Raw genomic sequence first — 12,081 nt, forward strand, 5'->3', positions numbered from 1 at the left:
GCGGATAGAAAGCCGACCAGTCGCGGACCGCCGCCAAACAGCAGGACGCACGGGTCGCCCCCTCGCTGTAGAGCGCCCGCCGGAGGCCTCAAGGCACCCACCACGCCCGACGATTGCCGCCCACGACATGCGCAGTGACTCGGACCTGTGCGCGGTCGTGGACACGAAAACCGCCGGCCGCCAGTGTTAAATGAGTCGCTTATTGGCGAAGCGGAAACCAAAGCCGCCCCCTCAAGCAGCCGCCTTCCCCTCCTTAACATCAGACGCATAAACCGCCCGATACTCCTGCCCCGAAAGCTTCTGAATCTCCTCAATAACCTCATCAGTAATCGCCCGCCGCACCAGCGCCGGCTTCCCCAGCGCCTTGGCCGCGGCCAGGTCCAGCGGGGCGCCGATGCGGATGGTCACGCGGCTCAGGCGCGGAATCTTCTTCCCAGGCGGCTGGACGCGGTCGGTGCCGACGATGCCGATCGGGATGATCGGTGCGCCGGAGCGCAGGGCGATCTCGGCGATGCCGGTGCGGCCGCGGTAGAGCTTGCCGTCGGGGGAGCGTGTGCCCTCCGGGTAGATGCCGAACAAGTCCCCCGCCGCCAACACCGCCACAGCACCCTCCAGCGCCGCAGTAGTGGCATTCCGCGTCCCGGACCGGTCAATCGGCACCGCCCCGGCAAAGCGAGCGTAGAAGTACTTATTCCACATCCCCTTCAACCCGCGAGTGTTGAAGTACTCAGCCTTGGCGATGAACGTCACGTGCCGCGGCACCACCACCGGAATGAAGAAGGAGTCTGAGAACGACAGGTGGTTGGCGGCCAGGATGGCGGCCCCCCTGGCGGGGATGTTCTCCAGGCCCTCGACGCGCGGCCGATAGACGAGCTTCACGAGGGGCTCGACGAAGAATTTCGCCGCCTGGTACACGGACATCTGCGCGCTGACCTCATTCTTCTTCGCCGCGGCGGACCGGTGGGGACGCCGTCGAGACTAGCGGATCGGCTGGGGCGGTCGATGCCGACCGCACGTGTGCGAAAGGGTAGGGCGGGGGTTCGTTCGGGTTCGGTTCGCGCCTTGCGGGTGCCGCGCGCCAAGCGAACCGCCCCCCGCCTCAGGTCGCCGGATGCACCCGCAACAACCCCTCCTGCACGACCGTAGCCACCAACATGCCCTCCCGCGTGAACAACCGCCCGGTGGCCAGCCCCCTCGCCCCCGACGCCGACGGCGAGGCCTGGTCATAAAGCAGCCACTGATCAGCCCGCGCCGGCCGATGAAACCAGATCGCGTGATCCAACGAAGCGATCTGCACCTCCTTATGCGGCAGCAGCTTGTGCCGGATCAGCGTCGTGGACAACAGCGTCAGATCCGACACGTACGCCAGCACCGCCGTATGCAGATGCGGATCGTCCGGCAGCGGCGCCGAGGTACGCAGCCACACCTGCCGCCGCTCCGGCCCGGTGTCCGGCACTCGCCGGATGTCGAACGCCGTCCAGCGCCGGTACAGGATGTTCCACAGCGCGTCCTCCCCGTCGTCGGCGGGGCTGGGCGGGATCGCCGGCAGCTCCTCCGGGTCCGGGGCGTCCGGGCGCGGGTCGGCGTGGTCCAGGCCGGGCTCGGGGATCTGGTACGAGGCCGACATGACGAAGATGTTGCGACCGTGCTGGCGTGCCACGACCCGCCGGGTCGAGAACGACCGCCCGGTGCGCGAGCGGTCGACCTCGTACACGATCGGCGCGGCCGGGTCGCCCGGGAGCAGGAAGTACCCGTGCAGCGAGTGCACGCTGCGATCCGGCTCGACCGTGGCCGTGGCGGCGGACAGGGCCTGGCCCAGCACCTGCCCGCCGAAGACGCGCTGCACGTCGGTGTCGGGCGAGGCGCCGCGGAACAGGTCGTCCTCGATCCTCTCCAGTTCGAGCAGGTCCATGAGGGACTCGAAGGTGGCCAAGGCGTGACTCCCGGGGGCGGATCCATCTCACCTGACGGTGGCGGTGCGGATTTGAGGGGCGGATTGAGTTTAGGCGCCGCGCGGGCCCCTCGTCGGCGTGGCTACTCGGTGAGGTCGGTCACGGGCGGCCCGAACCTCGGCAGCAGGTCCACGATCGGCTCCGGATCGCCGGTCCAGCCCGCGGCCAGCATCTGGGCCCGGGACCGGCGGCCGATCAGGATGCGGGAGAGTTCGAAGTCGGAGGTGGTCAGCGCGGCGGTGGGCGTGCGGTCCCGCTCCCCGAACCGCCAGCTCCCCGAGCCGGTGGCCAGCTCGATCGGCGGGTGCCCGGCCTGCTCCCAGCCGCTGCGCTTGAACTTGGTCAGCAGGGTCGCCACGAACACGGCTTCGGGCGTGTCGCGCGCCTCCCGCCGGCCGAGCGCGCCGCGGATGTCGTGGCTGTGATGGAAGAGGTCGATCACGGCGATCACCGACGGCCGCCCGGCCGGCTCGTCCAGGAACGCCTCGATCCGGGGCCCGTTGGCGCCCCACTCCTCGACGATCTCGGCCAGCGAGCGTCCCCGGCGCGCCGCCAGATGTCCGGCGGTCCATTCGGCGCTGTGCGGCTGGGCCGCGGTCCCGGCCAGCACGTCGGCGCTGATCCCGGCCAGGTGGGCGTAGGCGTCCCGCACGCTCCAGCCCGGCAGCGCCGGCACCGCCGCGCCGGCCTGCTCCGGGCTCAGCTCCCCGGCCAGCTCCGTGAGCTGGGAGCGGATGACGCGGTAATGCTCTCCGGCTGTGGTCATGCTGGCCGTCTCGCCTTCTGTAGGGTTGAGGGTGGCAGATCCATCAATAGTCGATGATGTCGTTGGACGGGAGTGGTGCGCGTGTCGTCGCCCTATGACACCTCGGAGCAGGTGCCGTCATTCACGGTGAGCTCCTCCGAATTCAAGCCAGGGGAGCGCCTCGCCCCCGAGCACGGCTCGGCGATCTTCGAGGTCCCCGGCGGCCGCGAGACCTCGCCGCAGCTGTCCTGGGGCCCGGTCCCCGAGGGCACCAAGAGCATCTCGGTGACGATGTTCGACCCCGACGCCCCGATCCCCTCCGGATTCTGGCACTGGGGCCTGGCCGACCTCCCCGCCGACACCACCGAGCTCCCCGCGGGCGCCGGCGCCGGCGACAGCTCGCTCCCGGGGGAGGCGTTCCACGTCCCCAACGAGATCGGCATGCACCAGTACGTCGGCTTCGGCCCGCCGCCCGGCACCGGCCGCCACCACTACTACTTCGCGGTGCACGCCCTCGACGTGGACTCGGTCCGCGACCTCGGCGTCACCCCGGACACCACCCCGGCGGTCCTGCACTTCATGATGCGCGGCCACGAACTGGGGCGCGGCATCCTGCAGGGCTGGGCCAGCGCCGACGAGTAGCCGCGGCGGCACTTCGGCGGCCGCCGGGCACGGCAGCACATTGGCGGCGGCCGGTCGGGGCGAAGGCGCCTCGGCCGACCGTTCGCCTGCCGGTCGGCGCAAGGGTGCCCCGACCGCTAGGCACGGCGGCACGTGGGCTGCCAGGCATGGCAGCACATTGGCGGTGGCCGGTCGGCGCGCGAAGGCGCCTCGGCCGACCGTTCGCCTGCCGGTCGGCGCGAGCGTGCCCCGGTCAGCCGTTCACCTGTCGGGGCCACAGTCGCTGCGCCCACAGTTGTCAGCAGCGCGCGGTATACATGCGTATAAGGGGCGTTTCATCCCCATCCATATGAAATGACCTCACCGCCCTCGCCCCGGAGCCCGAGTCGGCGCCGCCCCCAACGTCCGGAACGTGATCCCGGCCCGGCTCAGCCGCTCGATGAGCGCCTCACCCATCGCGGTCGCCGTGGTCTGCTGCCCGGCGGTGGCCGGCAGGTCGTCGAAGGCCAGGCACAGCGCCGACTCGGCGAGCATCTTCGCGGTGTCGCCGTAGCCGGGGTCGCCGCCGGAGACCTCGGTGACCAGCGTCCGGCCGCCGGCCTCGGCGCGTAGCCGCAGCGTGAACCAGCTGGCCGCGCGCCGTGCCTCGTCAGGACCCTGCCCCGGCTTGATCACCTTGCTCACGGCCTGCCGCAGCGGTTTGACCTGCGCGGCCACCGCCAGCCCGGCGACCAGGGACAGCGCCCCCAGGGCGATCGGCAGCCGGCGCACGGCGGCGAAGTGGCCGTAGCGGAAGTCGGGCCCGTACTCCGGCAGCGCGGCGGCGCTGCGCAGCGCGATCTGCGTGTCGATCACCGGCAGCGGCGCGATCCAGGCGTGCGCGGTCGCGTCGTGCCGCGGCGGCCCGGCCAGCACGCCGAAGCGCCGCCCGGGCTGCTTGGGCTCGGCGGCCCGGCGGGCCTTGGCCGTCCGGGCCATCGCCTTGGGTCGGGACATCGCCGCCATCGCCGAGGCCAGCGTCCCGCCGGAGAACGTGCCCTTGACCCGGATGAACCCCGACACCCGCACCGGCCCGGTCTGCGGCCCGAGCTCGCGCATCGTGTACAGCACGCCGAGGTCGGTCGGGATGCTGTCGAAGCCGCAGCAGTGCACCAGGCGCGCGCCGGTCTCCACGGCCCGGGAGTGGTGCTTGAGGTACATGGCGTCGACGAATTCCGGTTCGCCGGTCAGGTCGACATAGTCGCAGCCGGCTTCGGCGCAGGCGGCGACCAGCGGCTCGCCGTAGTGCAGGTAGGGCCCGACCGTGCTGATCACCACGCGGGTGCGTTCGGCGAGCTCGCGCAGCGAGACCCGGTCCCCGGCGTCGGCGATCAGCAGGGGCAGGCCCTTGAGCTCCGGCCGGCTCGCGGCCAGCCGGTCGCGCACCGCCTGCAGCTTCGCCGCCGACCGCCCGGCCAGCGCCCAGCGCGTGCCGGCCGGAGCGTGCTCGGCGAGATAGTCGGCGACCAGGGATCCGGTGAAGCCGGTGGCTCCGAACAGGACCAGGTCGAAGGGCTTGCCCGGGGTGGGGTCGGCCATCGGGCCCACCTTTCTTACTACCAGTCGGTAACTAGGTCGCTCCACCTTAGGGCGCCGTCGGCCGCGCAGCCAGAGCGGCGCGGTTGAGGATCAAATGGAACGGTCATCGCTTGCGCGCGACCAGCATCTGCCCGGTCACCAGCGCCCCCAGCGCGACGGCGAACCCGGCGGCCTGCGGCACCGTCAGCGTGTCCGGCACCCCCTCGGAGACCAGCGTCATCGGCAGCAGGACCAGCCCGCCGAACACCAGCTGCCAGGTGGCCGGCACCATCGGCGTCGCGCCCTCCGGCCGTCCCCACTTGCGGCCGAGCCCACGGCCAGCGCCATCACGCCGATGGGCATCGTCGGGCGCATCAACCGTCTGTCACGGCTGCTGGACAAGGAGCTGAAGGACTTCTTCGCCGACTACGGCCTGGAGTTCTGGGAGTTCGACGTCCTGGCGACCCTGCGCCGTTCCGGCGCTCCGTACGAGCTGTCGCCGGGGGCGCTGCTGCGGACCGCGATGGTCACCTCCGGCGCCGTCACCAACCGCGTGGACCGTATGGAGGCCAAGGGTTTGGTGGAACGGCTGCGCGACCCTGGCGACCGTCGTGGCGTCCGGATCCGGCTCACTCCCGCAAGCCTGGAACTCATCGACACACTGATGCCGTTGCACGTCGCCAACGAGCGGCGCCTGCTGGCCGTGCTCCCCGGCGACGACCGCGACACCCCCGCCGACCTGCTGCGCACCCTGGCCGCCGGGCTCGGCGACACCTCCCTGGGATAAGCCCGTAACCCTTTTGCGATAATGGGGTATGAGCACCTGGCATGAGCGATTCGCCTCCGGCATCGACAAGCATGTGCGCGATGCCGAGAAGGACGGAGCCTTCGAGGACAACCCTTTGGTCGGCAAGCCGCTGCCCGGCGACAACCAGCCGTACCGCGAAGACTGGTGGATCACGCAGAAGGTCGCCCAGGAACGCGTCGGCGCGCATGCGCTGCCGTTGCCGCTGGCTCTGCGGCGCGAGGCACAGGATCTGCGCAAAGGGCTGATCGAGGATCGGCTCGCCGCGTCGGAGGCCGTGTTGCGGGCTGCGATCGCGGACTATGACGTGCGCTCGGACGCCGCGCGGCGGACGCCGCAGCCGGGGCCGTCGGTGGTGATTCCGCGGGTGGACGCGGATGAAGCCGTCGAGGCGTGGCGCCAGGCGCGCGACGCGAAGTGAGCGACTCGGTGAGTTTCGAGGCGGGCTCAGCGGATTCCGTAGGTTCCGCCAGCTCGGCCGTCGTCGTCTCCATGGTCCCCGGCGCGCTGGCAGCGGCCGGCCCGCAGGGCGTCGGCCCGAACGCCGAGCAGGTCGCGACGCTGTTCCTGCTCACCTACAAGCCCACCACCGCCTCGGCCTACGCGGTCGATCTGAAGCAGTGGTTCGCTTGGTGCGCGCTGTTCGACGTCGACCCCTTCGACGCGGTCCGCGCGCATGTCGACGCCTGGACCGTGCACCTCGGCGACGACGGCCGGGCCCGTCCGGCGACCCTGGCACGCAAGATCAGCGCCGTGCGCAACTTCTACGCCTACGCCGTCGACTCCGGCTACGCCGCCAAGAACCCGGTGCCGGCCAAGGACAAGGCGCTCCACCTGCCCAAGGTCTCGCGCAAGTCGCAGACGCTGGGCCCGGACCGTGAGGAGTCGGCGGCGATGCTCGCGGCTGCGGCGAAGCGTGGCGTGCGGGACGAGGCCGTCGTCGCAATCCTGCTGTATCAGGGCCTTCGGGTCTCGGAGCTCTGCGGCATCGACGTGGAGGACCTGTCCACACAGCGCGGGCACCGGGTCGTACGGCTGCGGCGCAAGGGCGGCGAGGAGCAGGACCAGGCGATCGCGCCGCCGGCTGCCGGGTGTCTGGACGCGTGGCTGGCCGAGCGTGCCGAGGACTCCGCCGTCGCTCCGGCTTCCGGGCCGGTGTTCGTCGGGGCCGAGGGCGCGCGGCTGACGCGGTACCAGGTGGAGTGGATCGTCGAGAGCTGTGCGCAGGCGGCCGGGATCGCCAAGAAGATCAGTCCGCACTCGCTGCGCCACGCCTGCACCACTCTTTTGCTCGACGCGGGGGTTCCCTTGCGCGACATCCAGGTGTATATGGGACATGCGAACTCGGCCACGACCGAGCGTTACGACCTCGGGCGTCAACATCTTGATAAGTCGCCCGCGTATGCATTGTCCGGGGTGTTTGCGCGAGACTGAGATCGTGATCATGACTGAGGACGTCGTCGAGCGGCTGCGTGCCGCCGGATGCGTGTTCGCCGAAGACGAGGCGGAGCTGCTGGTGCAGGCCGTGAAGGACGAAGTCGAGCCTTCCGCGCGGCTGGCGGCGCTGGTGGCTCGGCGCTGCGCCGGCGAGCCGTTGGAGCATGTCGTGGGGTGGGCCGAGTTCTGCGGGCGGCGGATCGCGGTCGGACCGGGCGTGTTCGTGCCGCGGCGGCGCTCGGAGTTCCTGGTCGAGCTCGCCCTGGACCTGGGGCGCGAGGCGCGCGCGATCGTGGACCTGTGCTGCGGCTCGGCGCCGTTCGCGACCGTGCTGGCGACGCGGCTGCCGCGCGCCGAGGTGCACGCCGCCGACATCGACGCGGGGCAGCTGGAGTACGCGCGGCGCAACCTCGGGCCGTTCGCCGGGCGGTCCCGGGTTCACGAGGGCGACCTGTTCCAGGCGCTGCCCGAGCGGCTGCGGGGGAGCGTGGACCTGCTGGTGGTGAACGCGCCGTATGTGCCGACCGGGGCGATCGCCACGCTGCCGGCCGAGGCGCGGGCTTTCGAGCCGCTGGAGAGTCTGGACGGCGGGGCCGACGGGCTGGCGGTGCACCGGCGGGTCGTGGCCGAGGCTCCGGCGTGGCTCGCGCCGCGCGGGCACCTGCTGATCGAGACCAGTGAGGCGCAGGCCGAGCCGATGCTGGACGCGTTCGGGGAGGCCGGGCTGAAGGCGTGGATAGCGCAGGATCAGGAGTTGGAGGCGACGGTGGTCATCGGGCGACAGCCGGAGTCAGGGAGCTGAGGCGCACCTCATGATCGCCCTCGTCACCGGTGCCAACCGGGGCCTCGGCCGCGAGACCGCGCGCCAGCTGCTCGCCGCCGGCCACACCGTCGTCATCGCCGCCCGGCAGGACGGTGCCGCTCGGGACACCGCCGCCGCGCTCGGAGAGCATGCGTATCCGCTGCGGCTGGACGTCACCAGCACCGCCGACATCGCGGCTGCCGCCGGGGAGCTTCAGGGGCGGTTCGGGCACCTGGACGTGCTGGTCAACAACGCCGCCATCCACTACGACACGTGGCAGCACGCTCTCGGCGCCGACCTGGCGGTGGTGCGCGAGGCTGCCGAGACGAACGTGTTCGGGCCCTGGCAGCTGGTGCAGGGGCTGCTGCCGCTGCTGCGGGCCGGCAGCCATCAGCGGATCGTGAACGTCTCCAGCGGCGCCGGGTCGCTGACCGAGATGACCAGCGGTTCGACCCCTGCTTACAGCGTCACCAAGGCCGCGCTCAACGCCCTGACCCGAATGCTCGCCGCCGATCTGCGCGGCGAGGGGTTCCTGGTCAACGCGGTCTGCCCGGGGTGGGTCGCCACCGACATGGGCGGCCCGGGCGGGCGGCCGGTGAGCGAGGGCGCCGCAGGGATCGTGTGGGCCGCGACGCTGCCGGACGGCGGGCCGACCGGCGGGTTCTTCCGGGACGGGAAGGCCATCGCCTGGTAGGGCTGTTCCCGGCGAGGGCATAAATGCCGCCTCGGCGGCGCGTGCGGCTCGGGTACGTTCGAGCCGACAGCGTCGTCGCAGGCCAAGGAGGGTCCACTGATGCCGATCTCGGACACGGACCCGGCTGCCGACCCGGGCGAGCGCCTGCTACGGCTGCTCGAAGCTCGGCCGGAGGTCGCCCGCACCCTGGACCTGGTCGCCGACTTCGACGTCACCCGCCGCGCCCCGGCCGAAGGCCTCGTGATCCCGACCGGCCTGCCCCTGGTCCCGATCGCCGCCGACGGCACCGGCGGTGCGTACTTCCTGGTCGGCGGCCCGCAGGAGGCACGCCGGCCAGTGCTCTACGCGGACGGCCAGGGCTGCGGCACGCTGATCGCCGAAGACCTCGCCGAGGCGCTGGCCATCTTCATCACGCTGGGCTTCTGGCACGAGGCCGGCCACGGCTTCCCACTGGAGACCACGGAGGAGAACCTGCGAGCGTCCGAACCGGACATCGACACGATCCGCGCCGGCCTCTACGCCGCGACCGGCATTACCCCGCTCACCGCCGAGCAGGCGCGCGACCGCCTGCTGGCAGCGGCGGCACGCACCGCCCCGGACTACGTCGCGATGGCCGACTTCCCCGGCGCCCGGCCGTATCACCTGCTGTTCGCGCCGCCGCGGGGGATCGCCGGTATCTCTCGCGCGGTGGGGGCGGCCAGTTAGTAGTTTCGGGGCCGAACACGCCAATGGGGCCGCCCGCATCGGGCGGCCCCATTGGATGTCGTTGGTGTCCGGGCTCAGACCGTCTTGCGGCGGCCCTTCTTGGCGAGGCGCACGAGGCGGGCCTCGGCGGCCTGCTTGTGGAGATCGGCCAGGCGGGCGTGGGCGGCGGCCAGTTCGTAGGTCGAGGCGAAGTTCATCGTTGACTCCTTGGATCCTTGCGATCGCATCGGCTGTATACCTTCGATTATAAGGGTTGGGGCGGCTGGAGTCCAATCGATTGAAGGCAAAAATGGGTTGCGGACCTTGGGATACCGGTCTCCATGAAGTTCGTGCGACGCTGAGGGGAACGAGGGTGGGAAACCGGGCGAAAGGTCGAGCGGTGAGTGGTGCCCAGGCCAGTGGGGGCTTACCTGCGGATGGCGCGTACGCCAACATCCGGCTGCGTCCGGTCGGGGTGGCCGACGTGCCGTTGTTCTTCGAGTACCAGCGGGATCCGCTCGCGGCCCGGATGGCGGCGGCGACGCCGGTCGCGCGGCGGGATCACGACGCGCTGTGGCGCGCCGTCCTCGCCGATCCGGCGATCCTGGCGCGCACGGTCGTGGTCGACGGGGAGGTGGCCGGTTCCCTCACGTCCTGGGTCCAGTGGGACCAGCGCCAGCTCGGCTACTGGTTCGGCCGCGACCACTGGGGCCGCGGCGTCGCGACCACCGCGCTGGCGCTGTTCCTGGGGGAGATGACCGTCCGGCCGGTCCACGCCTACGTCGCCGGGCACAACGCCGCCTCGCGGCGCGTGCTGGAGAAGTGCGGCTTCCGGCCCGACGGGATCGAGGGGGACGGGAGCCTGCTCGGCTACGTGCTCGAACTCTGACCTGTTTGTGTCGTTTGTACTGGGAAGAATTTGTACTGGGAAGAAAACGAACCTACTGCCCGGCCTCGGCCAGCGCCTTCGCCTCTTCCTCCTCGGTGAACCCGAACGGCAGCGCGGGCGTCCCGCGCTCGCGATCCCACGCCAGCACGTCGGCGACCGTGGTCTCGAACAGCGTCTGCGGCATCCCGGCCGCGACGGCGCGCGCCGGATCCCGCTGCATGACGTTCCACTCCTCCCGGTCGCGGATCAGCGGGAAGAACGTGCCCTGCGCGTCCTGCTCCGGCACCGGCACGATCTCCACCTCCGTCCCGGCGACCCGCGCGCAGGTGCGGATCAGGTCGGCCAGCGTGATCGGCGTGGCCGGGCCGATCGCGTTGAAGGCGCCGCCGCGGTCGTCCTCGATCAGGCGCACCATCAGGCGGGCCGAGTCGCGCACGTCGATGAGCTGGACCGGCTGCTCTGGGCGGCCCGGCAGGGCGAGGCGTCCGCCGCGGGTGGCTCGGCGCACGTAGTAGGTCAGGCCGTTCTGCGGATCGTGCGGGCCGGCGGCCTTGCCGAGGCGCACGATGCTCGCGTGCTCGCCGAAGCGCGCCTGGATGTCGTCCTCACACGCCACCTTCAGCGGGCCGTACGTCTCCTCGAACAGCTCCTCGGTGTCGCGCACCGGCTCGCGGCGCGGCGTGTCCTCGGTCGACCCGGGCGCGACGCCCCGGCGCGGGTAGACGGCGTGGCTGGAGACGAACACGTAGCGGCCGACGCGGTCGCCGAGGGCGTCCATGGCGTTGTTCACCTGGCGGGGGACGTAGCCGGACGAGTCCACGACCGCGTCCCAGCTGCCGTTCGCCAAGGCCGAGTAATTGTCGGTGTCCCGGTCGCCGACCAGGCGCGGGACCTGCGGGAACAAGGCGGCGCCGGAGCGTCCGCGGCTGAAGATGGTCACTTCGTGGCCGTGGGCGAGGGCGTCCTCGACCACGGCGCGTCCGACGAAGCCGGTACCGCCTAACATCAGAATGCGCATTCCGGCGAGCTTACTGGCGCGTTCGCGAAGCGCGATCTGATTTTCGCCCGGCCGATGGTTGACGCCCGAAGATGTGAAGCAATACTTTCGCATCATGGTGGGGGAGCGCGAAGAGCGCGCAGGACAGGCGGAACGCGGCCGATTCGGCGACCTGATCGTCACCGATCCGCGCATGATGCGGGCGCTGGCGCACCCGGCACGTCTGACGATCATGGACATCCTGCGCCGCGAGGGCCCGGCCAGCGCGACAGAGCTGGCCCCGCGCGCCGGCATCAGCCCCTCGGCGGCGAGCTGGCACCTGCGGCACCTGGCCGGCTTCGGCCTGGTCCGCGACGGCGCACCGCACCCCGACGGCCGCACCCGCCGCTGGGAGGCAGCGGTGCCCGGGTTCCGCTTCGACGTGCCCGCCGACGCCGACAACGCCGAGGGCCACAGCGCGGCCCGCACCCTGGTGCGGGAGATGATGGCGCACGCGCAGGGCAAGGTCGCCCGCTGGCTGACCGAGGCCGAGCCGGAGCTGGACGCGCTGTGGAGCCGGGTCGCTGGGGTCTCGGACACGGGGGTCGACGTGGACGCAGCGGAGTTGGCGGCGATCATCGACGGGATCGAGACGGTGCTCGCACCGTATGTGAATCGGGAGGCCGGGGAGCGGCCTGCGGGGAGTCGGCGGGTGCGGTTGGTGCGGTTTGTGCTGCCGGAGGCGCAGGATGCTGATGCGGAGGCGAACGGCATCGGCGGCCGAGCATGACCAGCGCCGACCAGGACACTGAGACACAATCACTCACCGGCGCCAACACCGGCGCCAACACCGGCGCCAACACCGGCGCCAACACCGGCGCCAACACCGGCGCCAACACCGGCGCCAACACCGGCGCCA

General features: G+C 71.5%; 16 protein-coding genes. 9 read left to right on the top strand and 7 right to left on the bottom strand.

The window, feature by feature from the left end; genetic code table 11:
* Positions 1–231: 231 nt before the first annotated feature.
* From ABH935_RS50390 to ABH935_RS50400, 3 genes are all read right to left on the bottom strand, one after another.
* Positions 232–921: a lysophospholipid acyltransferase family protein gene (locus ABH935_RS50390; protein ID WP_370385154.1), complete on the bottom strand. Its 690-nt coding sequence runs from the start codon at positions 919–921 to the stop codon at positions 232–234.
* 178 nt (positions 922–1,099) lie between these two features.
* A complete protein-coding gene (locus tag ABH935_RS50395) occupies positions 1,100–1,912 on the bottom strand; it encodes an acyl-CoA thioesterase (protein WP_370385169.1) in 813 nt (270 codons plus the stop codon).
* Between the two features lie 122 nt (positions 1,913–2,034).
* Complete coding sequence (locus tag ABH935_RS50400; RefSeq protein ID WP_370385155.1) at positions 2,035–2,718, bottom strand: maleylpyruvate isomerase N-terminal domain-containing protein; 684 nt, start codon at positions 2,716–2,718, stop codon at positions 2,035–2,037.
* Positions 2,719–2,799: 81 nt separating this feature from the next.
* On the opposite strand from ABH935_RS50400, the gene ABH935_RS50405 reads away from it, so the two are divergent.
* Positions 2,800–3,339: a YbhB/YbcL family Raf kinase inhibitor-like protein gene (locus ABH935_RS50405; protein ID WP_370385156.1), complete on the top strand. Its 540-nt coding sequence runs from the start codon at positions 2,800–2,802 to the stop codon at positions 3,337–3,339.
* A 339-nt stretch (positions 3,340–3,678) separates the two neighbouring features.
* Here the strand turns inward: ABH935_RS50405 and ABH935_RS50410 are convergent, their stop codons facing one another.
* Positions 3,679–4,896, bottom strand: a complete 1,218-nt coding sequence (locus ABH935_RS50410) for a trans-acting enoyl reductase family protein (RefSeq protein ID WP_370385157.1) — start codon at positions 4,894–4,896, stop codon at positions 3,679–3,681.
* 103 nt (positions 4,897–4,999) lie between these two features.
* Positions 5,000–5,167: a hypothetical protein gene (locus ABH935_RS50415; protein WP_370385158.1), complete on the bottom strand. Its 168-nt coding sequence runs from the start codon at positions 5,165–5,167 to the stop codon at positions 5,000–5,002.
* A 63-nt stretch (positions 5,168–5,230) separates the two neighbouring features.
* Here ABH935_RS50415 and ABH935_RS50420 point away from each other — a divergent pair, with 63 nt between their 5' ends.
* The 6 genes from ABH935_RS50420 to ABH935_RS50445 all read left to right on the top strand — a co-directional run bounded on the left by ABH935_RS50420 (position 5,231) and on the right by ABH935_RS50445 (position 9,318).
* Positions 5,231–5,662 carry a MarR family winged helix-turn-helix transcriptional regulator gene (locus ABH935_RS50420; protein ID WP_370385159.1) on the top strand — a complete coding sequence of 144 codons (432 nt, stop codon included), beginning with the start codon at positions 5,231–5,233 and terminating at the stop codon, positions 5,660–5,662.
* Positions 5,663–5,690: 28 nt separating this feature from the next.
* Positions 5,691–6,101, top strand: coding sequence for a DUF1992 domain-containing protein (locus ABH935_RS50425; protein WP_370385160.1), 411 nt, complete (start codon positions 5,691–5,693; stop codon positions 6,099–6,101).
* Positions 6,102–6,109: 8 nt separating this feature from the next.
* Positions 6,110–7,114 carry a tyrosine-type recombinase/integrase gene (locus tag ABH935_RS50430; RefSeq protein WP_370385161.1) on the top strand — a complete coding sequence of 335 codons (1,005 nt, stop codon included), beginning with the start codon at positions 6,110–6,112 and terminating at the stop codon, positions 7,112–7,114.
* Between the two features lie 10 nt (positions 7,115–7,124).
* The gene (locus ABH935_RS50435; protein ID WP_370385162.1) at positions 7,125–7,919 is read left to right on the top strand and encodes a putative protein N(5)-glutamine methyltransferase; all 795 of its coding nucleotides are present in this window, start codon (positions 7,125–7,127) and stop codon (positions 7,917–7,919) included.
* Positions 7,920–7,929: 10 nt separating this feature from the next.
* Positions 7,930–8,613: an SDR family NAD(P)-dependent oxidoreductase gene (locus tag ABH935_RS50440; protein WP_370385163.1), complete on the top strand. Its 684-nt coding sequence runs from the start codon at positions 7,930–7,932 to the stop codon at positions 8,611–8,613.
* Between the two features lie 99 nt (positions 8,614–8,712).
* Positions 8,713–9,318, top strand: a complete 606-nt coding sequence (locus ABH935_RS50445) for a hypothetical protein (RefSeq protein ID WP_370385164.1) — start codon at positions 8,713–8,715, stop codon at positions 9,316–9,318.
* A gap of 74 nt (positions 9,319–9,392) precedes the next feature.
* Here the strand turns inward: ABH935_RS50445 and ABH935_RS50450 are convergent, their stop codons facing one another.
* The gene (locus ABH935_RS50450) at positions 9,393–9,515 is read right to left on the bottom strand and encodes a hypothetical protein (protein WP_370385165.1); all 123 of its coding nucleotides are present in this window, start codon (positions 9,513–9,515) and stop codon (positions 9,393–9,395) included.
* A 182-nt stretch (positions 9,516–9,697) separates the two neighbouring features.
* Between ABH935_RS50450 and ABH935_RS50455 the strand changes: the two genes are divergently transcribed.
* The gene (locus tag ABH935_RS50455) at positions 9,698–10,186 is read left to right on the top strand and encodes a GNAT family N-acetyltransferase (protein ID WP_370385166.1); all 489 of its coding nucleotides are present in this window, start codon (positions 9,698–9,700) and stop codon (positions 10,184–10,186) included.
* A 52-nt stretch (positions 10,187–10,238) separates the two neighbouring features.
* Here ABH935_RS50455 and ABH935_RS50460 read toward each other — a convergent pair whose 3' ends face one another.
* A complete protein-coding gene (locus ABH935_RS50460) occupies positions 10,239–11,204 on the bottom strand; it encodes an NAD-dependent epimerase/dehydratase family protein (RefSeq protein WP_370385167.1) in 966 nt (321 codons plus the stop codon).
* Between the two features lie 94 nt (positions 11,205–11,298).
* On the opposite strand from ABH935_RS50460, the gene ABH935_RS50465 reads away from it, so the two are divergent.
* Positions 11,299–11,952 carry an ArsR/SmtB family transcription factor gene (locus ABH935_RS50465; protein WP_370385168.1) on the top strand — a complete coding sequence of 218 codons (654 nt, stop codon included), beginning with the start codon at positions 11,299–11,301 and terminating at the stop codon, positions 11,950–11,952.
* The last annotated feature ends 129 nt before the right edge of the window (positions 11,953–12,081 follow it).

This window comes from Catenulispora sp. GAS73, assembly GCF_041262085.1.
GTDB lineage: Bacteria > Actinomycetota > Actinomycetes > Streptomycetales > Catenulisporaceae > Catenulispora.

Coding starts and splice junctions, on each gene's coding strand:
- ABH935_RS50390 (WP_370385154.1), bottom strand. CDS start 921: ATGTCCGTGTACCAGGCGGCGAAATTCTTCGTCGAGCCCCTCGTGAAG.
- ABH935_RS50395 (WP_370385169.1), bottom strand. CDS start 1,912: ATGGACCTGCTCGAACTGGAGAGGATCGAGGACGACCTGTTCCGCGGC.
- ABH935_RS50400 (WP_370385155.1), bottom strand. CDS start 2,718: ATGACCACAGCCGGAGAGCATTACCGCGTCATCCGCTCCCAGCTCACG.
- ABH935_RS50410 (WP_370385157.1), bottom strand. CDS start 4,896: ATGGCCGACCCCACCCCGGGCAAGCCCTTCGACCTGGTCCTGTTCGGA.
- ABH935_RS50415 (WP_370385158.1), bottom strand. CDS start 5,167: ATGGTGCCGGCCACCTGGCAGCTGGTGTTCGGCGGGCTGGTCCTGCTG.
- ABH935_RS50420 (WP_370385159.1), top strand. CDS start 5,231: ATGGGCATCGTCGGGCGCATCAACCGTCTGTCACGGCTGCTGGACAAG.
- ABH935_RS50425 (WP_370385160.1), top strand. CDS start 5,691: ATGAGCACCTGGCATGAGCGATTCGCCTCCGGCATCGACAAGCATGTG.
- ABH935_RS50435 (WP_370385162.1), top strand. CDS start 7,125: ATGACTGAGGACGTCGTCGAGCGGCTGCGTGCCGCCGGATGCGTGTTC.
- ABH935_RS50440 (WP_370385163.1), top strand. CDS start 7,930: ATGATCGCCCTCGTCACCGGTGCCAACCGGGGCCTCGGCCGCGAGACC.
- ABH935_RS50445 (WP_370385164.1), top strand. CDS start 8,713: ATGCCGATCTCGGACACGGACCCGGCTGCCGACCCGGGCGAGCGCCTG.
- ABH935_RS50450 (WP_370385165.1), bottom strand. CDS start 9,515: ATGAACTTCGCCTCGACCTACGAACTGGCCGCCGCCCACGCCCGCCTG.
- ABH935_RS50460 (WP_370385167.1), bottom strand. CDS start 11,204: ATGCGCATTCTGATGTTAGGCGGTACCGGCTTCGTCGGACGCGCCGTG.
- ABH935_RS50465 (WP_370385168.1), top strand. CDS start 11,299: ATGGTGGGGGAGCGCGAAGAGCGCGCAGGACAGGCGGAACGCGGCCGA.